The sequence below is a fragment of the Flavobacterium muglaense genome, from assembly GCF_014305155.1.
Taxonomy (GTDB): Bacteria; Bacteroidota; Bacteroidia; order Flavobacteriales; family Flavobacteriaceae; genus Flavobacterium; species Flavobacterium muglaense.
This window is the reverse complement of sequence record NZ_JACRUK010000026.1, coordinates 1-22,794: the sequence shown is the minus strand read 5'-3', so window position 1 is coordinate 22,794 and position 22,794 is coordinate 1. Positions and strand designations below refer to the sequence as shown.

Below are 22,794 nucleotides of genomic sequence, written 5' to 3'. Positions count from 1 at the left end.
CAAATAACTACAGATAATTTTCACTTTCTCAAAAAGAAACGTATTTTTACCAGTTACTATACTAAAAAGCTTTTTTAAAAGTTTAAAGATAAAAACGTTTACCATTGAAAAACCGCCAACTTAAATTTTCATCTACGCTAGGATTACTGCTTGTTTTGGTAGCTTGTTCTACTACAGATGACAGTTTCTTATCTCGTAATTCGCACGCCTTAAGTACAAGATATAACATTTTGTACAACGGACAAATAGGTTTAGACAAAGGTATTGCAGGCATCAAATCCCAGAACGTAGATGATTTCTGGAAACGTTTGCCTATCGAAAGAATGCAAATGGGGGAACAACTCATTACCACCGAAAAAATAAAAAATCCAGATTTTGAATTGGCCGAGACCAAAGCGACCAAAGCCATTCAAAAACATTCCATGAATATCAAAGGCCGTGAACGCAACTATCAAGTTGATGAAGCCTACTTATTATTAGGAAAAGCAAGGTATTACGATAAGAGATTCCTACCCGCTCTGGATGCCTTCAATTACATTTTATACAAATACCCTACTAGTAGCACCATTTACGAAGCTAAAATTTGGCGCGAAAAAACCAATATGCGTTTGGGTAATGACGGTTTAGTTATAAAAAACATAACTAAAATGCTCAAGGAAAAAAAGCTTAAAAAACAAGTTATAGCCGATGCAAATGCTTTATTATCAGAGGCGTTTCTAAACAATGAAGAAAAAGATAGCGCAGTAACGCAATTAAAAATAGCAGTTAAGTTTACTAGAAACAATAATGAAAGAGCGAGATACCGTTTTATTCTAGGACAATTATACGAAGAGTTGGGCAAGAAAGATAGCGCCATTTATAGCTATGAAGCGGTTATAAAAATGAATCGAAAATCCGAAAGGAAATATGTGATTCATTCCCATATCAGAAAAGCACAATTGTTTGATTATAAAAAAGGGGACACCCTTCTTTTTGTAAACACCTACAAAAAACTACTAGCCGATCGTGAAAACCGTCTCTTTCTAGATGTATTGAATCACCAAAAAGGAATTTTTTACGACAATTTAAACAATAGAAAACAAGCCTTACATTTCTACAATCAGTCCCTTAAAAAAGCAACTACAGATCAGTACGTAGTAGCGTCAAATTACAGGAATATTGGAAATATGTATTTCAAAGACACCGATTATTTGATTGCTGCAAAATATTATGATAGCACCTTAGTAAAACTAGATTCAAAAACCAGAGAATATGCGCGCATTAGTAAAATCAGGAAAGATCTAGACGATGTCATCATTTATGAATCCATCGCCAAGACTAACGACAGTATTCTTAAAGTGGTAGCAATGTCTCCATCAGATAGGAATAGCTATTATGAAAGGTACATCGCCAAATTGAAAATAGCAGATGAAATAAAAAGAAATAAAATCGAGAAGGAAAAGGAAAAGGTAGAGAACATGGCTAACAATAGTTCAGTAGGCCTGATCAACTCGGCAATTCCTAATCCTAATTCAGGAATTCCATCTGGAGGAAAAGTCCCGTTTGGACCACCAAGTATTCCGTCAGCAACAACTGCTAGCACGAGTACTTTTTACTTTTATACGGCTTCTACGGTTGCTTTCGGGAAATTAGAATTCAAGAAAATATGGGGCGTTCGTAACCCAAAAGGCAACTGGAGATTATCTGAAACCAATGCTAATTCAGTGGCTACGGATGACACCAATATTGATCCTACAAAAGAGAATAAAACTATTGCATTTGACCCAGAAAACGTAGCCGAATACACGACGGAGTTCTATACCAAACAGCTTCCAACGGCAGTTACTGTAATTGATAGCCTTGCTAAGGAACGCAATGATGCTTACTACCAATTGGGTGTGATTTACAAAGAAAAATTCAAAGAATACAACTTGGCTGCCAGTAAATTGGAGCAAGTATTAGACAACAAGCCTGAAGAAAAATTAGTCTTGCCTACTTTGTACAATTTGTACAAAATCTATCAAATTACAAATAGTGCAAAAGCGCTTGCCGTTAAAGACAGAATCAATGCGCAGTTTGCCAATTCGCGTTATGCGCAAATCATCAACAACGGTACAACCGATGGAGCTGCCACAAACGATAGTCCAGAGGGCAGTTACAACCAGTTGTACAAGTCGTTTACAGAGGGACAATATTTGTTGGTTTTAGAACAAGCAAATGGGCTAATTACTCAGTTTGGTGGAGATGCTATTTTACCTAAATTAGAACTTTTAAAAGCCAATACCATCGGGAAAATAAGCGGACTTGCAGCCTATAAAACGGCGTTACAGTACGTAGCAGACAATTATCCAAACAAAGAAGAAGGTAAAAAAGCAGAGGAAGTGCTTAGCAGTCAAATTCCATATTTAGAAAAAATCGAGTTTGATCCAGCTGACACAAACAGTTGGAAAGTACTGTATAAAGTGACCGCAAGAACCGATGATAGCACTAAAAAAGTAGAAGAAAGCATCAAGAAATTCATGACCAATAGCAGCAATAAAAGCATCAGTTATTCGTATGATTTTTATACAGGAACCACTAATTTCTTGGTAATTCATGGATTAACTTCTAAGGAGTTAGGACAATTATTGATTACAGATTTAAAAGAAAATAAGGACTATAAGATTGCAAACGAAGCGATTACGATTACCAACCAAAATTACAAAGTGATCCAAATCAAGAAAAATCTTGAGGCCTATCAAGCAATAAAGTAAAACAAATTAAATACCACCATAAAATGTTTACCAAAAAAGAAAAGTCGTTTACAGAAGTTCTAGGAAAGACCAATAGAATTGTCGAAGGAACTGTTATTACAGGCAATATAGTATCAACAGCCGATTTTCGTTTTGACGGAGAATTGATAGGAGATTTTCAATCTACTGGAAAATTAGTGATTGGTCCTTCAGGAAGTATTGTAGGCGATGTAATTTGTAATAATGCCGATATCGAAGGGAAATTTAGCGGTACAATTCAGGTTACAGAATTACTAAATATAAAGGCCAAAGCGTCCATTCAAGGACAGGTAACAGTAGGTAAATTATCCGTAGAACCTGGAGCTGATTTTAGCGCAACTTGTACGATGAAACCCAATGTAAAAAACCTCTTACTAGCGGATGGAAAAGAAGCCAAACAAAAAACAAGCTAGTAAAAAATGGCTAGTCCTGATGAACATTCCGTTTCAAATGGGAGTCATCATTTTCAGCTTTACCTATCTAGGTATTTGGCTTGATAAAACCTACACAGGTACAAATGTATTTACTATAATAGTATCACTATTATCTGTTTTTTTATCCTTATATAATGTAATAAGACAGGTCAAAAACTTAAATAAAGAAGATTAATGCAAAAGTCGCTTTCATTCCTTGCCTACATCATTCCGTTTACGGTTGTGCTTTTTTTAACTCAAAATTACTTGATTAACAGTGTTTTTAATCAAATTCCGTTTTTTTATAGTACTTGGAGTATTTATCTTTTTCATGTATTAATTACCATCGGATCGTATTTATTTTTATTATTTGTAAATAAAACCTTTCCAGACAATACCGGCTTTGCTTTTATGGGATTTAGTCTTGTAAAAATGATGGCCGCTGTTGTATTCCTGCTTCCGCTGTTGCAATCTGAGGTTAAAAGCCAGATTCCAGACGTGGCTGCTTTTTTTATTCCGTATTTTTTATACTTGTTTTTTGAAACTTTTTTCGCGATTCGTCTGATTAACAAGCATTAAATTATATATTTATCACATTTTTGACGCATAAATGAGAACATTAGCCTAAAAACTAAATGATATATTTTCAATTGTGAATAAATTATGTACCTTTGCAAAAAATTTTGAAACGTAAATTAGACAACAATTTAATAATGGTATTTTCAAATAAACCTGTTCAGTTCTTATTAGTTGCTTTAGTAGCCAGTATTCCTTACTTCGGATTTGCAAATCCAGCGGTTGACAGTCTTTCTGTTGTTAATGAGCCTGTTGCAGCGCATGAAGCCCATGCTGCACCCGAGAAAAAAGAGTTTAATGCTACAGAATTAATCAACGATCACATCAAGGATTCTCACGAATTTCACATTGCTGATTGGGAAGGTCACCCTATTTCTCTTTATTTGCCTGTAATCTTATGGACAAATAATGGATTAGAAGTTTTCTCAGCAGAGGCTTTTCACCATGATAATACAGGTGAACACGTTGTTGACATAAACGGTCAGAAGTTTGTTCGTTTTAACGAAGTTATTTTTTATGCTGATAAATATGAAGCATTAGCAAAAGAGCAAAGAGAACTTGGCGCTTTTGAATTTGACGCTAGACCATTGGATTTTTCAATCACTAAGAATGTGTTTTCAATGTTCATGTCGGCGCTTGTTATGTTCTTTTTATTTTTAGTAGTAGCACGTTCTTACAAGAAAAACCAATTAGCTCCAAAAGGACTTGCTGGTTTCTTAGAGCCATTAGTAACATTTGTTAGAGATGATATTGCTAGACCAAATATTGGAGAAAAACAATATGCAAAGTACATGCCGTACTTGTTGACAATCTTTTTCTTTATCTGGATTAACAACCTTATCGGATTGATTCCTTTCTTTCCTTTTAGTTCAAACTTAACTGGAAATATCTATTTTACATTTGTATTAGCATTGATCACTTTTATTGTAACTACGCTAAGTGGAAACAAAGACTACTGGGGTCACATTTTCAACACTCCTGGAGTACCGTTTTGGTTAGCGCCAATTATGATTCCTGTTGAGATTATCGGAATGCTAACAAAACCGTTTGCCTTAATGATTCGTTTGTTTGCTAATATTACGGCAGGTCACATTATCATTTTGAGTTTAGTTTCCTTAATCTTCATCTTTGAGACGGTTTGGATTTCTCCTATCTCTGGAGCCTTCGTTTTATTCATGAGTGTATTAGAAATGTTAGTAGCAGCTTTACAAGCATACGTGTTTACGTTGTTATCAGCATTGTTTATTGGTCAGGCTGTAGCAGAGCATGATCATCATTAAAATGAGTTTTAATAATTATTAACTATATAAATTTACTATTATGGTATTAGCTGGAATTGGAGCTGGATTAGCAGTAATCGGAGCAGGACTTGGAATTGGAAAAATTGGTGGATCTGCAATGGATGCTATCGCTCGTCAACCAGAAGCTGCTGGAAAAATCCAAACTGCTATGATTATCGCTGCTGCACTTATTGAAGGTGTTGCGCTTTTCGCAGTTGTAGTTGCTTTAATCGCGAAGTAATTAAAATCTAAAATTTCCTGTAGCGGTTGGCTACAGGAAGTTTTTTTACAAAAAACAAAAACAATTTTTAAAATATAAGTTTATGCAATTAACTTCACCAGAGAGTTTAATATTTTGGACAACAATTATATTTGTTGTTTTCTTTATTCTTTTAAGAAAATTTGCTTGGAAACCAATCTTGGGAGCTGTGCAAAGTCGTGAGGAGTCTATCAACAATGCATTAGCATCTGCTGAATCAGCTCGTCTTGAAATGCTAAATTTAACAGCTAGCAACGAACGTATTTTACAAGAAGCAAGAGTAGAACGTGATGCTTTATTAAAAGAAGCACGTGAAATGAGAGAGAAAATGATTGCTGATTCTAAAGCCGAAGCGCAAGCGCAAGGAGAGAGAATGATAGAGCAAGCTAAAACGGCTATTGCAGCTGAGAAAAATGCAGCTATGGCTGAATTAAAATCTCAAGTTTCGACTTTATCATTGGACATAGCTGAAAAATTATTGAAAAACGAATTATCTAACAAAGAAGCTCAAACTAAATTAGTTGAGAACATGTTGGGTGACGTAAAATTAAACTAAGATTATGTCAGGAACTAGAGCAGCAATTCGTTATGCAAAAGCAATTTTAGAGATAGCACAATCAAAAGGTGTGGCCGAAGCCGTTAACATAGATATGAAAACGATTGCTTCTACCGTGAAAGGAAACCAAGAATTAAAAAGCTTTATCGAAAATCCAACTTTAAAAGTGGATCAAAAAGAAAGCGCTTTATTAGAAGTTTTTGCAAACACTAATGGTGTGACTAAAAGTTTATTTCATTTGTTATTTGAAAACAAAAGATTTGAAATTCTAGAAGCAATAGCATTAGAGTATAATGGTTTATTTGATATTATGAATGGTGTGGAAGTAGCTAAGGTTACTACTGCTATTCCTATGGATGCAGCTTTAGAGGCAAAAGTTTTAGCTAAGATTGCAACCTTATCAGATAAGAAAATTACAATTGAAAATAATGTAGATCCATCGATCATTGGTGGATTTATTTTAACAATAGGTGACAAGCAGTACAATGCTTCTGTTGCTAACAGATTACAAGTATTAAAAAGAGAATTAAGTAACTAGTTTTTATTACACATTAAGTGTCTAAATTATAAATTAAGATGGCGGAAATCAAACCTGCTGAAATTTCAGCAATATTAAGAAAGCAAGTAGAAGGTTTTGAATCTGGTGCTACACTAGAGGAAGTAGGAACGGTACTTCAAGTTGGAGATGGTATTGCTCGTATTTACGGGCTTTCGAATGTGCAATATGGAGAATTAGTAGAATTTGACAATGGTCTTGAGGCTATTGTACTAAATCTTGAAGAAGACAATGTTGGTGTGGTACTTTTAGGACCATCAACAGGAATCAAAGAAGGATCTACTGCAAAAAGAACACAACGTATCGCTTCTCTTAAAGTAGGAGAACAAATGGTAGGACGTGTAGTAAACACTCTTGGTTTTCCAATTGATGGAAAAGGACCAATTGGTGGTGAATTATACGAAATGCCGTTAGAAAGAAAAGCTCCTGGAGTTATCTTCCGTCAGCCAGTTACTGAGCCATTACAAACAGGTGTAAAAGCAGTTGATGCTATGATCCCAGTTGGTAGAGGACAACGTGAGCTAGTTATTGGTGACCGTCAAACAGGTAAATCAACTGTTTGTATCGATACTATCTTAAATCAAAAAGAATTTTACGATGCAGGAAAACCTGTATTTTGTATATATGTTGCAATTGGACAAAAAGCGTCAACTGTAGCAGGAATTGCTAAAATGTTAGAAGAAAAAGGTGCAATGGCTTATACCATTATTGTTGCAGCTAATGCTTCTGATCCAGCTCCAATGCAAGTGTATGCTCCTTTCGCAGGTGCTGCAATTGGTGAGTATTTTAGAGATTCAGGTCGTCCAGCTTTAATTGTTTATGATGATTTATCTAAACAAGCTGTTGCTTACCGTGAGGTTTCTCTTTTATTAAGAAGACCACCGGGACGTGAGGCATATCCTGGTGACGTTTTTTACTTACACAGTCGTTTATTAGAGCGTGCTTGTAAAGTAATTGCTGATGATGGAATTGCTAAAAACATGAATGATTTACCAGATTCATTAAAAGGTATCGTTAAAGGTGGAGGTTCATTAACTGCGCTACCTATTATCGAAACTCAAGCTGGTGACGTTTCTGCATACATCCCAACAAACGTAATTTCGATTACAGATGGTCAAATTTTCCTTGATGGAGATTTGTTTAACTCTGGGGTTCGTCCAGCAATTAACGTAGGTATCTCGGTATCACGTGTTGGAGGTAATGCTCAAATTAAATCAATGAAAAAAGTAGCAGGTACTTTGAAGCTAGATCAAGCACAATTCCGTGAATTGGAAGCGTTTGCTAAATTTGGTTCTGACTTAGATGCAGTTACTTTAAACGTAATTGAAAAAGGTAGAAGAAATGTTGAGATCTTGAAACAAGGTTTAAATGATCCTTATACTGTTGAAGACCAAGTTGCAATTATCTACGCTGGTTCTAAAAATTTATTGAAAAATGTTCCTGTGAACAAAGTAAAAGAATTTGAGAAAGATTTCTTGGAATTCTTGAACAACAAGCACAGAGCAACTCTTGATGCTTTAAAAGCAGGAAAGTTAACAGATGAAATTACTGATGTAATTCAATCTGTAGCGAAAGAAGTTTCAGCAAAATATAACTAATATAAGTGTTTAGTGATTAGTAAGTAGCGAACAGCTATTTACTAATCACTATTTACTAATTACTAAAAATAAAAATGGCAAATTTAAAGGAAATCCGTAATAGAATTACTTCCGTTTCATCAACGATGCAAATTACATCAGCGATGAAAATGGTTTCTGCTGCAAAGCTTAAGAAAGCACAAGATGCGATTACTGCAATGCGCCCTTATGCCGAAAAATTAACAGAATTGCTACAAAATCTTTCGGCTACACTTGAAGGTGATGCTGGGGGAGAGTTTACTACACAACGTGAAGTAAAAAAAGTTTTACTAGTTGCTATTACTTCAAACAGAGGTTTATGTGGTGCATTTAATACAAATGTAATTAAAGGTGCTAAAAATCGTGCTGCTTACTATGAAGGTAAACAAGTAGATATTTTTGCAATTGGTAAAAAAGGAAACGACGTATTGACTAAAACACACGCTGTTGTTGCTAACGAAAGTGCAGTATACGATAGTTTGACTTTTGATAATGTTGCTGTAATTGCAGATGTATTGACTCAAAAGTTTGTGGCTGGTGAATATGACAAAATCGAATTGATTTACAATCAATTTAAAAATGCTGCGACTCAAATCGTTCAAACCGAACAGTTTTTGCCATTAGCACCAATCCAATCAGATGTTGTGGCTTCAACTGGAGATTATTTATTTGAACCTTCAAAAGAAGAAATTGTATTGACCTTGATTCCTAAATCATTGAAAATGCAATTGTACAAAGGAATTCGTGATTCATTTGCCTCAGAGCATGGAGCACGTATGACTGCAATGCACAAAGCAACGGATAATGCAACAGAATTGAGAAATCAATTAAAATTAACTTACAACAAAGCCCGTCAAGCTGCAATTACAAACGAGATCTTAGAGATCGTTGGTGGTGCCGAAGCATTGAAAGGATAATAAGAAAATATTTTACATTATATTTAGAGTCTCACAATAGTGAGGCTCTTTTTTTTGTTTAATTTTATCCGCATTTATTAATTTAATTCTACTAGACAAATTGGTATTAAAAGAACTGACAACAATAGACGAAATGTTGGCCGAAATTGCCATATTAAAACATTTGTACCCAACCTTTACCTTAGAGAAATATGAATCCTATCTTAAAGAAATGGTGCCGCACAATTACAAACAACTAGCCATTTATGAACATGAAGTTTGTGTGGCTCTTACAGGTTTCTGGACAGGTTTCAAATTATGGTCCGGTAAATACATTGAGATTGATAATTTTATTGTTGATCCAGCACATCGTGCCAAAGGATTGGGTAAAAAGATGACGGATTATATAGATGTCAAAGCGAGGGAGCAAGGTTGTACCATGATTGTTCTGGATGCCTATACTAATAATTTTACTGCCCAACGTTTTTACTTCAACCAAGGATACATTCCCAAAGGATTTCATTTTTTAAAGATGATCAACGAAGACGGACTTTCTTAAACCAGCTATTATGAGAGAATTCAGATTAGGTGTAACGTGTTTCGCAATTGCAATTGCGCTTTCTTCTTGTGGAAGTGTAAAAAATGAAACAATTGATTTCGATCATGCAATTAAGGAGGTCTATTACAACAAGGTCGATGCCGAGGGAACTGCAGAATCCAGTAATATTGTTGTTCACCTGATCTTCAATGAGCCTTTAGCGGTGCAATTGCAACAATTGTATTTCAGAAATCAAATCAATGCGGTTGTCAAAGTAAGTAATATTGAGTATCTGGTGGCCGTAAAACCATTAGAACCTAAAACCGATTTAGTTCTCGATGGCAATTCTGCAAAGGAATACGGTAATAAAGCACCTGTTGTCATGGATCCTAGATTTAAATTAGAACCAAATCAAGCTTTATTACAGTACAAATGGAATGATGTTGTTCATTTTTATAAAATCAATGCGGTAGAAGAACAGCAATGATTGGGTAAGCAGCAATGATTAAACCAAAGAATTAGTTATTTTTGTTCTTTAAAATTAATAGACACACCATTTTGGGATTATATAAAAGACTTTTTAAGCAAACAGCAATTTATGGACTAGCTACGGTTTTACCTAGAATGTTCAGTTTTATCTTAGTTCCACTTTATACAGGACTATTGCCAAAAGCCGAGTATGGAAAGGTTTCCATCATTTTTGCATGGATGATTTTTTTTAATGTGATTTTGGCTTACGGTATGGAGACTGCATTTTTTAGGTTTTACAATAATGAGACCAATAAAAAATCAGTCGTAGAAACAGCAATGGTTTCTATTTTCTGGACTACTATTTCTTTCTTGTTTATTGCTTTATTATCAAGAAATTCATTAGCAGCTTGGTCTGGAATCGATTCCCAATACATTGGGTACACCATCTGGATTTTGGCACTTGATGCTTTAGTAATCATTCCTTTTTCAAAGCTAAGAGCTTTTCAAAGACCAATGTTTTATGCCGCCATTAAGATTGGAAACGTATTAGTTAATCTTATTTTGAGTCTGTTCTTTTTGGTTTATATGCCAAAAATTGTTGCTGCAAATCCACAAGGTTTTGTAAGCAGCTTATACGTTGAAAACTTTGAAATAGGGTACATATTTTTATCCAATATTATCGCTAGTTTGTTAACTTTTGTGGTTCTAGCGCCAGATTATTTCTTTTTAAAGTGGAAATTTGATGTGGATTTATGGAAACGCATGATGCGTTATGGATTGCCTATTATGGTGGCTGGTATAGCCTTTGCTATTAACGAACAATTTGACAAAATCTTATTAGGTCGTTTATTACCTGCAAATATTGCAGCGGCAGAGGTGGGAGTATATTCTGCCTGTTACAAACTAGGGTTGTTCATGGTCTTGTATAGAACGGCTTATACTTTAGGGATCGAACCCTTCTTTTTCAGCCATGCTGCCGATAAGAATGCGCCGCAAACCTACGCCATGGTAACCAAATATTTTGTGATCTTTGGATCTTTCATTTTGTTATCCGTAATTGTTTTTGCTGATTTGTTTAAAACCTACATGATCCAAGACGAATCGTATTGGGTGGCTATGAAAGTAGTTCCCTTGATTATCTTGGCCAATTTCTTTTTAGGCATTTATACGAACCTTTCCGTTTGGTACAAGTTGATAGACAAGACCTATATTGGCGCCTACATTTCCATAGTTGGTGCTGTGATTACCTTAGTTTTAAACTTCCTGTTAATTCCTAGCATGAGCTATTATGGTTCAGCAATTGCTACCATCGCAGCCTATGGAAGCATGATGTTAATTTCGTATTATTTGGGAACTAAATACTACCCCATTCCGTACGATTTAAAGAAAATAGGAGGCTATTTGTCATTGTCGATTCTATTTTCGGCGGTATCATTTTACGGATTCAGAGAGAATTATTTCGTGGGAATCCCGTTATTGTTAGTATTTCTCTATTTTATATACCACAACGAAAAAGCAACTATATTAAAAGTCATTGCTCCCAAAAGTAATTAGGAGCTATTTCCTGCTGTACGCTGTATCTTTTCTTTCCTAAAAAAGTCAAGAAAAGGATGCCGCTTCCATCAGGGCTAAAAAAAAACATACGTACGGATCAGTCACGACTGGTGCCATCCAAATAAAAAAACATGAAAATAAACATCATCAATAAATCACAACATGCCTTGCCACACTATGAAACCATAGCATCAGCAGGAATGGATTTAAGAGCAAATCTTACCGAGCCAATCACCTTGCAACCCTTAGAAAGAACCCTTGTTAAAACCGGTCTTTTTATAGAATTACCTATCGGTTATGAAGCACAAGTACGACCAAGAAGCGGACTGGCTTTCAAGAACGGAATTACCGTATTGAATGCGCCAGGAACAGTTGATGCCGATTATCGTGGGGAAATTGGTGTGATTTTAGTAAATTTATCCAATCAACCATTTGAAATCCAAAACGGAGAGCGTATTGCACAACTGATCATTGCTAAACACGAACGTGCGAACTGGATTGAAGTTCAAGAATTATCTGAAACTTCAAGAGGTGAAGGCGGTTTTGGTAGTACGGGTGTAAAATAGAGCCCCTAACCCCCGAAGGGGGAAGAGAAATAAAATTAGTATAAATTAAAATCCTACTTACCCCTAGTAGTAGTTCCCCTTCGGGGGTTTAGGGGGCAAATATGAAAATAATAGTACCAATGGCCGGACGTGGTTCACGTCTTCGCCCACATTCATTAACAGTACCTAAACCTTTAATTCCTGTTGCAGGTAAACCTATCGTTCATAGATTGGTAGAAGACATTGCTAAAATATTAAAAGAACCGATAGAAGAAATTGCTTTTATTCTAGGAGACGAAGCCTTTTTTGGCGATGATGTAGTCAAAAGTTTAAAAGAATTGGCAGAAAGCTTAGGCGCTAAGCCAGCAATTTACCGTCAAGATTTGCCTTTGGGTACGGGTCATGCTATTATGTGTGCCAAGGAATCTTTGTCTGGGCCTGCTGTAATTGCGTACGCCGATACTTTAATTAGAGCCGATTTTGATTTAGATCCAACTGCCGATGCTGTAATTTGGGTAAAACAAGTAGATCAACCAGAAGCATTTGGAGTGGTGAAAATGAATGCCAATAATGAGATTACAGAACTAGTTGAAAAACCAACAGATTTTGTTAGTGATTTGGCTGTTATCGGAATTTACTACTTCAAAGAAGTAGGAAATCTAAAAAAAGAATTACAAAACGTTTTAGACAATAACATTCAAAACGGTGGCGAATACCAAATCAATGACGGTATCAAAGCCATGATGGCAAGCGGTAATGTTTTTAAAACAGGTAGCGTCGACGAGTGGATGGATTGCGGAAACAAAAATGTAACCGTTGAAACAAATGCTAGAATGCTTGGTTTTTTACAAAATGATGGAGCGACTTTAGTAAGTGAATCAATCAAATCAGAGAACTCTACCATCATCCCTCCTTGTTTTATTGCCGATGATGTAGTGTTGATCAATGCAACCGTAGGACCTAATGTATCGCTAGGAAAAGGATGTCATGTGATGGATTCAACTATAAAAAACAGTTTAGTTCAAACACATTCTCATATAAAGAATGCCAATTTAGACAATGCCATGATTGGAAATCATGTTAGTTTTGATGGTAAATTTACCAGTATTAGCATAGGCGATTATTCAGTTTTAGAATAATTAAAAACCTAATAATCAAGTAGAACCTTGAGTAACGATTGTAGTACTCAAGGTTCAAATTATTTCAATTTAAGATGAAGAAATCAGCTTTCGTACTATTGTTTTTTGTTTTGCTTGGCAATCCCAATTTGGTATTGGCACAAGCAGAGCCGGAACAAATAAAGGTAGACGAAAATAAATTTCAAGATTTTTTTTATGAGTCGCTCAAGCAAAAGGCCATTGAGAATTATGATAAAGCCATTGTTGCTTTGGAACACTGTTTAAAACTCGAGCCTCAAAATGCGACAGTACATTTTGAATTAGGTAAAAATTATTTGGCTTCAAAGCAGTACAAACTAGCATACACTTATTTTGAACAAGCCAGCCAGATTGATCCTACTAACAAATGGTTTTTTGTGGGGATGTATGATGTGAATTATGCGACTAAGGATTATGAAAAAGCCATTTATACGATCAATAAATTAATTCCGTTTGATCCTAAGTTCAAAGAAGATTTAACTTCCTTGTACATGAACACGGGGCAATTTGACAAAGCCTTGGCTTTAATCAATGAGTTAAATGAAACCACAGGCAAATCAGACAGAAGGGAATCGTACAAATTGCAAATTTTATCGCAAGGTAAATATCAAAATGCCGAGATTGTCAATTTGAACGAGCAAATACTAAAAAACCCCAAAGTAGAGTCTAATTATATTTCGCTTATTTATTTGTATTCAAAAAATAATGAAGTAGATAAAGTACTTGAAACGGCACGAAAATTGGAGATTGAAATCCCAACATCAGAGTGGGCACAAGTGAGCCTGTTTAAGCACCACTTAGAAAATAAGGATGGAGTGAAAGCAGTTAATGCCATGAATATAATTTTGGCTAGTAGTAAAATAGACGCTAAAATAAAGCACCGTGTTTTAAATGAATTTTTGGTTTTTACTATCGCTAATCCGCAGTATGATACCGACTTAGAAAAAGCTATACGCTATTTTGATAACGACACAGAGGTTAATGTAAATCTAGAAATAGGAAAGTTTTACCACGCAAGAAAACAATGGGATAAGGCAATTGTGTACTATGAGAAAGCCAATCAAAAAAGTACCGTTGCCGATTTAGAGACTAATTTGCTTTTGCTTCAAGCGTATACCGAAACCAAACAATTTGCAATTGTAGCCCAGAAAGCAACAGATCTAGTAGATGTGTTTCCGGCACAGCCGCAATTTTATTATTATGCGGGCCTAGGATACAATCAATTGAGTCAGTTTAAAAAGGCCAAAGACATTCTAGAAATGGGAATGGATTATGTGGTTGAAGATGTTCCATTGGAGGTCAATTTTAACATTCAACTTGGGGAAGCCTATAATGGTTTGGGAGACAGCAAGAAAAAAGACTTGTATTTCTCTAAAGCCAATCAATTATTAAAAAAATAAAAAAAGCATGAAAAAGATATTCGCTTTATTAGCAATTCTTGCCTTGGTTTCTTGCAAATCAAAAATGGTAGTTACAGAAGCAGCAACAGCACCAATAGATAATATTGCGGCTAAGAAAATTATAATGAGACATTATAACAATAAAATTGATTTTTCGACATTATACATTAAGGCAAATGTGAAGTATAGTGACGAGAAGCAATCGCAAAATGTTACAGCCGAAATTAAAATCAAAAAAGACGAGCAAATCTTAGTGAGCATTCGTTTTCTAGGAATTACAATGGCTAAGGCTTCTATAACTCCAACATCTGTGAGTTATTATGAAAAAATTAAAGGAACTTATTTTGAAGGTGATTTTAGTTCGTTGAGTCAATGGCTAGGAACGGATTTAGATTATACTAAAATCCAAAACATGTTGCTAGGCGAGGCTTTAGACGATTTGAAGCAAGGCAAATATACGGAGTCTTTAGTAGAACAATTGTACCGTTTAGATGCTGTTGGCAGTGGCAATACTAAAAAATCATTTTACATTAACGGAAACGATTTTAGCATTAACCGTCAAGAAATAACACAAACTGCCGAAGGTAGAATGATACAAATAGCTTATGATGGTTTTAAACAGTACAACGAAGCGTTGATGCCTACAACTGTTGCTATTGATGCCTATCAAACTAAAGGTAAAACTGAAATTAACCTGGACTACAATAACATTTCTTTTAATGAAGAAATTTCTTTCCCATATAGTGTCCCAAATGGTTACAATAGAATTATAATTAAGTAAATTTGCAAAAAATATATTTTTAAGATGCCAAAATTTCTCCTTAGCTTAATTTTTCTATGCTTGACTTCAGTAATGTGGAGCCAATCGCAGCAAGAAAAATTAGAACAACGAAAAGCCCAAATCCAACAGGAAATTAAGGATAACGAAAAGTTATTGCAGTCCGTGAAATCCAAGGAAAAATCGGCGATGAATGTATTTATGATTCAGAAAAATAAAATTAGACTGAAAGAAATACTGATCAATACAACCGAAAAGCAAAGCAAACTTTTGGCTAATGATATGTATATTAATCAAATGAAGATTAATAAGCTAAATAGAGAACTATCTATACTAAAAGAAGATTATGCAAAGATGATCTTGAAGTCCTATAAAAGTCGTTCAGAGCAAAGTAGAGCCATGTTTATCTTGTCATCAGAAAACTTTTTACAAGCCTACAAGAGAGCGCAATATTTAAAACAATACACCAATTTTAGAAAAGCGCAAGGAGAAGAAATTTATTCAAAATCTACTGAATTGATTTCTTATAATAAAAAGCTACAGGTTCAAAAAGTGGCGAAGCAAAAATTAATTGCGGAGAACGAAAAAGAAAAAGAAAGCCTTGTTAAAGAAAAAGTAGAGCAAGAAAAACTGGTTAATTCGATTAAGAAAGATAAAAATAAAATTGTTTCGGATATTCGAAAAAAACAAAGAGAGTCTAAAACAATCGACAAGCAAATCGATCGTTTGATTCGTGAAGCAATTGCTGAAGCCAATAGAAAAGCGGCAATAGAAAGAGCGAAAGCCAAAGCACTAGCACTAGCAAATAGTGCGAAGTCATCATCAAAAGGCGAAACCAAAGAAGCCGTGCGAGAAGCTGCAAAAGAAGCTAGCAAAGATCCCGTTTCTTCATCCAGGATTGAATTGACTCCGGAGTCAAAAATAGTAGCAGATAATTTTAGAGCGAACAAAGGAAATTTACCTTGGCCAGTGTCAAGTGGATTTATCTCTCTAGGATACGGAGACCAAGCCCATCCTATTTACAGTTCGCTAGTGGTTCATAATAGTGGTGTTGAGATTACCACAAACGAAGGAGCATCTGCCTTAGCGGTTTTTGGTGGAGAAGTATCGAATATAATCGTGCTTTCACCAGTAAATAAAGCGGTAATGATACAGCATGGAGATTATTTTACAATCTATCAAAACTTAAGTTCAGTCTCTGTAAGCAAGGGGGATAAAGTAAGTATTAAGCAAGTCATAGGACGTGTAAGAACCAATGGAGATACGGGTAAAACTGTAATTAAGTTTTTACTGCTACAAAATACAAGTTATACTGATCCTAAGAGTTGGTTAGCTGGAAAGTAGTAATAACATAATCAAAGTACAAAAAAAGCATCGTTTAAATGATGCTTTTTTTATGCCCTGCTGTTTCGAAACCTCTTTTTAGCGCTGCTGCTGTATCACGGGTAAAAATAGTTGCATTGGTTGTTGTTGTAGGTTATCTAATCATGGATAGAGTGAATTTAAATAGATTTATTAAAACTAGATTCAATTGCCTTTAAAACGCCTGCTGTTGTCCAGGTACCCGATACAATGATTCTACGAATAGTATAAAGAGGTTCGTTAGGGTCTCTTTTAGTCGATAATATAAAAGCCATTTGGTAACCACTTTTTTTAATTTCGGGGATTACAGTAGGGTTCCACAGCCCAAACGGATAAGCAAAATAAGTCACGGGTTTGCCAATGATTTCTTCTAGTTTAGCTTTTGGTTTATTCAATTGAATATTCCAATCTTCGCCACTGTATTTTGTCACCATATGGTGGTCCCAAGTATGGGCGGCTATAGTATTTCCTGTATCGAACAATTCTTTAATTTGTTCAGTACTTAGGTATTTGGGTCTATTGATGGATACGGTCATGACAAAATAGACCCCTTTAAAACCGTATTTTTTCATTTCGGTTGCTCCAATGGTGTATTGCTCTTCTCGCGTGTCATCAAAGGTAATCATGATGGGTTTATCGGGCAGTGGGGCATCATGAACGAGGTATTCATACAATTGATGGGGTAATATGGTATGATAACCTGCAGCGGCTAAGGCTTTCATTTGATCCGAAAATGCGGCTGGTTTTACGGTATATGTTTTTACATCGCCACTAGCGGTATGGCTAAACTCTCGAATATTATGATAACATAAAATAGGCACCTCTTTTTTGGCAAGAATGGCGGCTGTAGTTGCCATTTTCTTTTCTGGTACAGGCAGTGCAGGGACATTTGTGTTTTTGGTTCCTTTTTCTATTGGTGTAATTTTCTGATCTGTTTTTGATTGACAAGCTCCCAAAAGCAACAACCAACTTAGTGAAAATGCAATAGTTGTTTTCATGAGTGTACGCTTATTGATATTGAATGTAAAGTGGCTTTGGTGTAAATTGCAACAATTCTTCGGGCGTGTACATGGTCCAGTTATTCCAATTGTCATTTTTATAGAACAATTTAAACCCTGTAAACTGTACGGGTTCGCGATAAATGTACCTTAGATAAGTCGATTTCTTTAATACTTTGCTACCAAATCCGTCCATATCCATGACTACTTGTACTTCGGGTACTTTTTTTATGTTTTTATAATTGGTTACCATTCCTTGAGTAAAACGGTGAACGACTAAAACTTTTGGAGTTAGTTTGTTTTTTTGTACCACTTTTACCAGAATATCGATTGCATCATTGATGTCATCGGCAGTAAAGGTGCCTATTTTAGAGCCTGGAATTTCTCCGTTTTTTAAGGAGAATTCAGGATCAATTCCAAGGTGTACATTGGGCATGGCAAGGTATTGTTCTAGAAGTTCTACCTCTGTTTTTACAGTGCTATGTGCTACTTGAATATCTAGAAAAACTAGTGCGTCAATAGGTTTTGCCCAGCTAATGACGGTGTCAATTTGCTTAAAAGGCATTCTCATGCGATGCATATTGTCTTTTCCGGGAGCACCTTGAGCAGTAACAGCAATGTAATGCAAAGCGAGAATGGTTTTCACGCTGGGGTCGGCGGCGGCCCATTTAGCAACTTCCGCTTGTAATTGGGTGATCATTTGTTCTCTTGGTATTTGCCCAAGGATTCCCATTCTTTTCGAATATAAATTACCGTAAAAAGCAATGATTCGGTTATATGGCAGCAAGGCACCAGGTAACGGATAAGGAGTTTTTACAGGCCATTTTCCGGTGGTGTCGTTATTGCTAATGGCTAGCATTCTTTTAGTATAATCTAAGGTGTCAATGGTGGCCACCGCTTTTTTAATAATTGAATCTGCGGCGCGCTCTGTGGCTTGTTTTTCAATTGTTTTGTCGTCCGAATTTTTATTTTGATTACAGCTCGATAGGAGGGTCAAAACAGAAAGAGAATATAGTGCGATTATAGGATTTTTCATAGTAAGCAGTGTAGGTGTTTAGTACAAAGATAACCCTATTTATAGTCTATTTATTATGTTTAAGGGACTGAATTTTATATAATTCACGGTATAAAAAAGGGGGCTTTTATCGTTTATTTTCTTTTTATAGTGGTAAAAGATGATTTTCTAATAATTAGATTTGTTTTAACTTCGACGGTTTTGTAATTGATTTGGTTTTCGGTATTCATTTCTTCGATTAGATACTTAATAGCCGTTTCGCCAATACGGTTTCCGGGTTGATCAATGGTGGTTAAGTTAGGCTTGATAATGGTCGAATAGATCGAATTACTGAATCCTGCTACAGCGATTTCTGAAGGGATTTTTATTTTGTGTTTTTTTAGAATCTGAATGGCGCCAATCCCTGCTTCATCCGTAATGGCAAAGATGGCGTCCGGTTTGTTTTGTAATCCAATAAGCACGGAGGTTAGTTTTTTTCCTTCGGCTATAGAAAGATCTTCGGAACTTAAAACTAGGCTATCGTCTAGTTCTAGCTTGTTTTTTTGCAACGCTCTCAAATACCCTTTGTATCTCATTTCGGATAGGATTGAACTTTCGGTTTCTTTGATGATGGCAATTCTTTTTTTGCCAGTTGCAATTAAGTGGTCTACTGCTTTAAAAGCGGCTTCCTCATCATCAATGACAATTTGAGTGCAAGGTACTTTTGTAGAAACGCGATCAAACAGAATAAGCGGAATGTGTTCCATCATTTCCAGAATATCATCCACCTTTGTGGTTTTTTTTACCAATGATAATAAAACACCATCAACCCCAAACTGAATCATGGTTTCCAGCAGTTCCGTTTGTTTTTGTTCGTTATTAAAGGATTCACAGATGATGACTTTGTAACCGTTGAGATCGGCATTGTAAATAATTCCTTTTAATAAGGTCGCGGTAAACTGGTGTTCGATGTTAGGGATGATAACCCCAATTATATTTGATTTATGAGAACGAAATCCTCGGGCAAATAAATTGGGAGCATACTTTACTTTATTGGCGTAAGCCTTAACACGCTCTTTTGTTTCTTCACTAATGTCTGCATGATTGTTCAATGCTCTTGAAACAGTAGAAATGGACAATCCTAAATCTAAGGCCAATTTTTTTAAGGTAACAATATTTTTTTTGCGCATTTTTTATAGATATATCAACAAAAGTACTAATTTTATTTTATTTGCAAACGTTTCCGCAAAGGTTTGCGGTCATTTTTTGTATTTTTTTGGTATCAATATGATTGGAAACATTTTAGTTTAGCCAAAAATAATAAACCAAAATTTTAATTTAAATTCAACCAAAATGAAAAAATATTTAAAAGTATTTTTATTGCTGATAGGAACCTGTTCCTATTCACAATCGACTATTAAAGGGACGGTGACGGATGAGAAAAACAACCCTTTGCCACAGGTGAATGTTGTTGTAGCTGGAACTAATTATGGAACCACAACAGATTTTGACGGAAAATACGAGATTACTGCAAAGCTAAGTGGGGAGCAAAAAGTCAAAGTGATGTACATTGGTTTTTTTCCGCAAACAAAAACCGTAAACTTCTCTGGAGACGCAACGGTAAACTTTACATTAAAGGAAAGTATTGAAAGTTTAGATGAAGTTGTTTTGACTGCAACATCAGTAAAACGTTCTCAAAAAGAAACTCCCGTTTCGATTACTTCTTTTAGCGCGAAAGATTTAACAAAATTAAATACAAGTAGCCAAGCTAATATTTTGCGAAGTGTACCTGGAATTACTACTGAGAATGGTGGTGGTGAAGTAGCATCCAACGTGTTTGTGAGAGGTTTACCTTCAGGAGGTCAATTTCAATTTAATCCTTTGCAAATAGATGGAATGCCAGTATTATCTACTTTTGGATTAAACTCTTCTGCTCATGATGTTTATTTTAGAACAGATATTGGTATGAAAAGTTTAGAGTTCATTCGTGGTGGTTCATCAGTATTATATGGTGCGGGTTCTGTTGCAGGTATTATTAATTATACAAGTGAAACAGGTTCAGCGACTCCAAAAAATATTTTGAAGACCGAAGTAGGGACTAATTCTAGATACAAAGCAGATTTCTTGTCTAGTGGACAATTAGGAGGGAAAGATTCTAATTTATTCTATGCCGTAACAGGGTTTTATCGTTATGATGAAGGACCAATCAAAACAGGATTGCCAACTGAAGGATACCAAATACGTGCTAACGTGAAAAAAGTAACTGACAAAAGTACGATTACCTTTTCTGGACAAGTAATTGACGATAAAGTACAATTCTTTTTGCCTTACCCATTACAAGGAGGAAGCAGAACAAGACCTATTGGTAACGACGGAAAAGAAATTTTGACTTTGCAAACAGCTGCCGTTTCTGATATTTCTTATGCTACGCCAAACGGAATGTTTACATCAAATATTAAAGATGGTGTTGCCACAAAAGGAGGGTATTTCATGACTAATTTTGTACATGATTTTTCAGATAATTTCAGTATTGATGCTAAAATTAGAAAATCTCAATATAAGAATCAATTTAACTTTTTTACGGACGGAAGTGGTGTTACAGGTGCAAAAGCTGTTGAAACACAAGATCAATTCAAAGCTACTAGAGGCATAACGTCAGGTAATTTTACAACTATAAACGGTGCAGCTTTACCAGCTTCTGCTCTTTTATTCGAAAACAGAATTGTAGACAGAGTTCGTCCATTAGACGAATTAGTATCTGAGATTAAAATAATCAACAAAATGGGAATTCATACTGTTACAGCGGGAACATTTATGTCTAGATCATCTGCAGGAGATTTGAATATCACAACGAGTTATTTAAGCGAATACAGTAACCGCCCGGGATTAGTAAACCTTTCTGGTTATACTGTAAACGGACTAACTAATACAGCTACTGGATATTCTAATAAAAACATTACAAGTAATAAATTGGCTTTTTTCTTAACGGATCAAATCAAATTAGAGAAATGGAATTTCGATATCGGTTTCAGACATGAAACAGCATCTGGAACAATTGAAAACGAAAAATCAAAAGAGTACAATTTAGCAACTACTCCATATGCTACTGGTATCGCGGGTATTGATAAAGTAATTTGGGGAACTGGAGCATACCAACGTGCACATGTTTCTACAAGTGATTACGCAATTTCATTAGCAGCATTGTACAAAATAAGTACAAGCACAAGCGTTTATGGTAACTTTTCTAAAGGGTATTTCTTCCCAGAATTGCGTTCTGTAAAATTTGATGCTCTAGGTAATCCAAATACGTATTCTCCTGAGAAAATTATTCAAGCCGAAGCAGGTTTGAAATATGGTAAAGGAGATTTCTCTGGAACTGTAGCGTTATACTCAGCAAATTTGTCTGATAGAAGAAACGTTCAATTTATTAATGACCCAAATAATTCAGGTGGTTTCATTGAAAAGGTAGATTTACAAGACACAAAATCGTATGGTATTGAAAGTACGTGGAACTGGAGATTTATCCCTGGGTTCGCATTTAACGGTACGTTTACTTACCAAAAACATGAGTTGACGAAGTCTGAGAATAATCCAACTTATGTAGGAAACAAATTGGCTAGACAACCTAATGTAATGACAAAATTAGGATTGTCTTATGACAAATCAAATTTTGATGCGAATCTTGATTATAACTATGCTGGTGATAAATTCACAAATGACGCTAATACAATCAAATTAGAAGGTTTTGGAATTGTTGATTTAAGTGTAGGATACACTTTCAATGTAGGGTCTGATAACGAAACACTTAGAGTAGGAGCGCAGTCTTTCAACTTATTTAATTCTGCTGGAATTACAGAAGGTTCTCCTAGATTAGGTGATAATCAAACAGATGAGCAATTCTTTGTGGGTAGACCAATTATCCCAAGAACGGCATTAATGAATTTGACATTTACTTTCTAAAACAATAAAAACTAAGATGCCTTGGTCTTTATACATCAAGGCATCTTTTTTAATAAAAAATTAGAGGTGTAAAGTTATGTACTTATTTTAATTATTTGTAATCCAATGTGTTTATGCTTCATCATCTTAATAATT

The 22,794-nt window shown here is 35.3% G+C and carries 22 protein-coding genes; 19 read left to right on the top strand and 3 right to left on the bottom strand.

Annotation, left to right across the window (positions count from 1 at the left end; genetic code table 11):
• Positions 1–104 precede the first annotated feature (104 nt).
• The 18 genes from porW (at position 105) to H8R24_RS11100 (ending at position 16,689) form a co-directional block, all read left to right on the top strand.
• Positions 105–2,732 (top strand): type IX secretion system periplasmic lipoprotein PorW/SprE, encoded by a 2,628-nt coding sequence (gene porW, locus H8R24_RS11185; RefSeq protein ID WP_187018944.1) that lies wholly within the window; start codon positions 105–107, stop codon positions 2,730–2,732.
• 23 nt (positions 2,733–2,755) lie between these two features.
• Positions 2,756–3,163, top strand: coding sequence for a bactofilin family protein (locus H8R24_RS11180; protein WP_187018942.1), 408 nt, complete (start codon positions 2,756–2,758; stop codon positions 3,161–3,163).
• Complete coding sequence (locus tag H8R24_RS11175) at positions 3,132–3,359, top strand: AtpZ/AtpI family protein (protein WP_187018939.1); 228 nt, start codon at positions 3,132–3,134, stop codon at positions 3,357–3,359. The genes H8R24_RS11180 and H8R24_RS11175 overlap by 32 nt, the downstream gene beginning before the upstream one ends.
• On the top strand, positions 3,359–3,742 hold the full coding sequence (locus H8R24_RS11170; protein WP_187018937.1) for a hypothetical protein: 384 nt from the start codon (positions 3,359–3,361) through the stop codon (positions 3,740–3,742). Before H8R24_RS11175 ends, H8R24_RS11170 begins: the two co-directional genes overlap by 1 nt.
• Positions 3,743–3,846: 104 nt before the next feature.
• Positions 3,847–5,019: a F0F1 ATP synthase subunit A gene (gene atpB / locus H8R24_RS11165; RefSeq protein ID WP_394354173.1), complete on the top strand. Its 1,173-nt coding sequence runs from the start codon at positions 3,847–3,849 to the stop codon at positions 5,017–5,019.
• A gap of 40 nt (positions 5,020–5,059) precedes the next feature.
• Positions 5,060–5,260 carry an ATP synthase F0 subunit C gene (atpE, locus tag H8R24_RS11160; RefSeq protein WP_031453874.1) on the top strand — a complete coding sequence of 67 codons (201 nt, stop codon included), beginning with the start codon at positions 5,060–5,062 and terminating at the stop codon, positions 5,258–5,260.
• Positions 5,261–5,342: 82 nt separating this feature from the next.
• On the top strand, positions 5,343–5,834 hold the full coding sequence (locus H8R24_RS11155) for a F0F1 ATP synthase subunit B (protein ID WP_187018935.1): 492 nt from the start codon (positions 5,343–5,345) through the stop codon (positions 5,832–5,834).
• A 4-nt stretch (positions 5,835–5,838) separates the two neighbouring features.
• Positions 5,839–6,372, top strand: a complete 534-nt coding sequence (gene atpH / locus H8R24_RS11150) for an ATP synthase F1 subunit delta (RefSeq protein ID WP_187018932.1) — start codon at positions 5,839–5,841, stop codon at positions 6,370–6,372.
• A gap of 38 nt (positions 6,373–6,410) precedes the next feature.
• The gene (atpA, locus tag H8R24_RS11145) at positions 6,411–7,988 is read left to right on the top strand and encodes a F0F1 ATP synthase subunit alpha (protein WP_187018929.1); all 1,578 of its coding nucleotides are present in this window, start codon (positions 6,411–6,413) and stop codon (positions 7,986–7,988) included.
• Between the two features lie 74 nt (positions 7,989–8,062).
• Entirely contained in the window at positions 8,063–8,923 is an 861-nt protein-coding gene (atpG, locus tag H8R24_RS11140) for an ATP synthase F1 subunit gamma (RefSeq protein WP_187018927.1), read from the top strand.
• A gap of 100 nt (positions 8,924–9,023) precedes the next feature.
• Positions 9,024–9,461, top strand: coding sequence for a GNAT family N-acetyltransferase (locus H8R24_RS11135; protein ID WP_225876810.1), 438 nt, complete (start codon positions 9,024–9,026; stop codon positions 9,459–9,461).
• 10 nt (positions 9,462–9,471) lie between these two features.
• Positions 9,472–9,927, top strand: coding sequence for a hypothetical protein (locus tag H8R24_RS11130; protein ID WP_187018925.1), 456 nt, complete (start codon positions 9,472–9,474; stop codon positions 9,925–9,927).
• 71 nt (positions 9,928–9,998) lie between these two features.
• Positions 9,999–11,465: a lipopolysaccharide biosynthesis protein gene (locus H8R24_RS11125; RefSeq protein ID WP_187018923.1), complete on the top strand. Its 1,467-nt coding sequence runs from the start codon at positions 9,999–10,001 to the stop codon at positions 11,463–11,465.
• A gap of 131 nt (positions 11,466–11,596) precedes the next feature.
• On the top strand, positions 11,597–12,031 hold the full coding sequence (dut, locus tag H8R24_RS11120; protein WP_187018921.1) for a dUTP diphosphatase: 435 nt from the start codon (positions 11,597–11,599) through the stop codon (positions 12,029–12,031).
• A 101-nt stretch (positions 12,032–12,132) separates the two neighbouring features.
• Entirely contained in the window at positions 12,133–13,149 is a 1,017-nt protein-coding gene (locus tag H8R24_RS11115) for a sugar nucleotidyltransferase (protein ID WP_187018919.1), read from the top strand.
• A 74-nt stretch (positions 13,150–13,223) separates the two neighbouring features.
• On the top strand, positions 13,224–14,567 hold the full coding sequence (locus H8R24_RS11110) for a tetratricopeptide repeat protein (RefSeq protein ID WP_187018917.1): 1,344 nt from the start codon (positions 13,224–13,226) through the stop codon (positions 14,565–14,567).
• A 7-nt stretch (positions 14,568–14,574) separates the two neighbouring features.
• On the top strand, positions 14,575–15,348 hold the full coding sequence (locus H8R24_RS11105; protein WP_187018915.1) for a DUF4292 domain-containing protein: 774 nt from the start codon (positions 14,575–14,577) through the stop codon (positions 15,346–15,348).
• A gap of 24 nt (positions 15,349–15,372) precedes the next feature.
• A complete protein-coding gene (locus tag H8R24_RS11100) occupies positions 15,373–16,689 on the top strand; it encodes a murein hydrolase activator EnvC family protein (RefSeq protein ID WP_187018912.1) in 1,317 nt (438 codons plus the stop codon).
• A 158-nt stretch (positions 16,690–16,847) separates the two neighbouring features.
• Here the strand turns inward: H8R24_RS11100 and H8R24_RS11095 are convergent, their stop codons facing one another.
• The 3 genes from H8R24_RS11095 to H8R24_RS11085 form a co-directional block, all read right to left on the bottom strand.
• On the bottom strand, positions 16,848–17,705 hold the full coding sequence (locus H8R24_RS11095; protein ID WP_187018910.1) for a polysaccharide deacetylase family protein: 858 nt from the start codon (positions 17,703–17,705) through the stop codon (positions 16,848–16,850).
• Between the two features lie 10 nt (positions 17,706–17,715).
• Positions 17,716–18,741: a hypothetical protein gene (locus tag H8R24_RS11090; RefSeq protein ID WP_187018908.1), complete on the bottom strand. Its 1,026-nt coding sequence runs from the start codon at positions 18,739–18,741 to the stop codon at positions 17,716–17,718.
• A 113-nt stretch (positions 18,742–18,854) separates the two neighbouring features.
• Positions 18,855–19,889 (bottom strand): LacI family DNA-binding transcriptional regulator, encoded by a 1,035-nt coding sequence (locus H8R24_RS11085; protein ID WP_187018905.1) that lies wholly within the window; start codon positions 19,887–19,889, stop codon positions 18,855–18,857.
• Between the two features lie 163 nt (positions 19,890–20,052).
• On the opposite strand from H8R24_RS11085, the gene H8R24_RS11080 reads away from it, so the two are divergent.
• Positions 20,053–22,659 carry a TonB-dependent receptor gene (locus tag H8R24_RS11080; RefSeq protein WP_187018903.1) on the top strand — a complete coding sequence of 869 codons (2,607 nt, stop codon included), beginning with the start codon at positions 20,053–20,055 and terminating at the stop codon, positions 22,657–22,659.
• Positions 22,660–22,794: the final 135 nt, after the last annotated feature.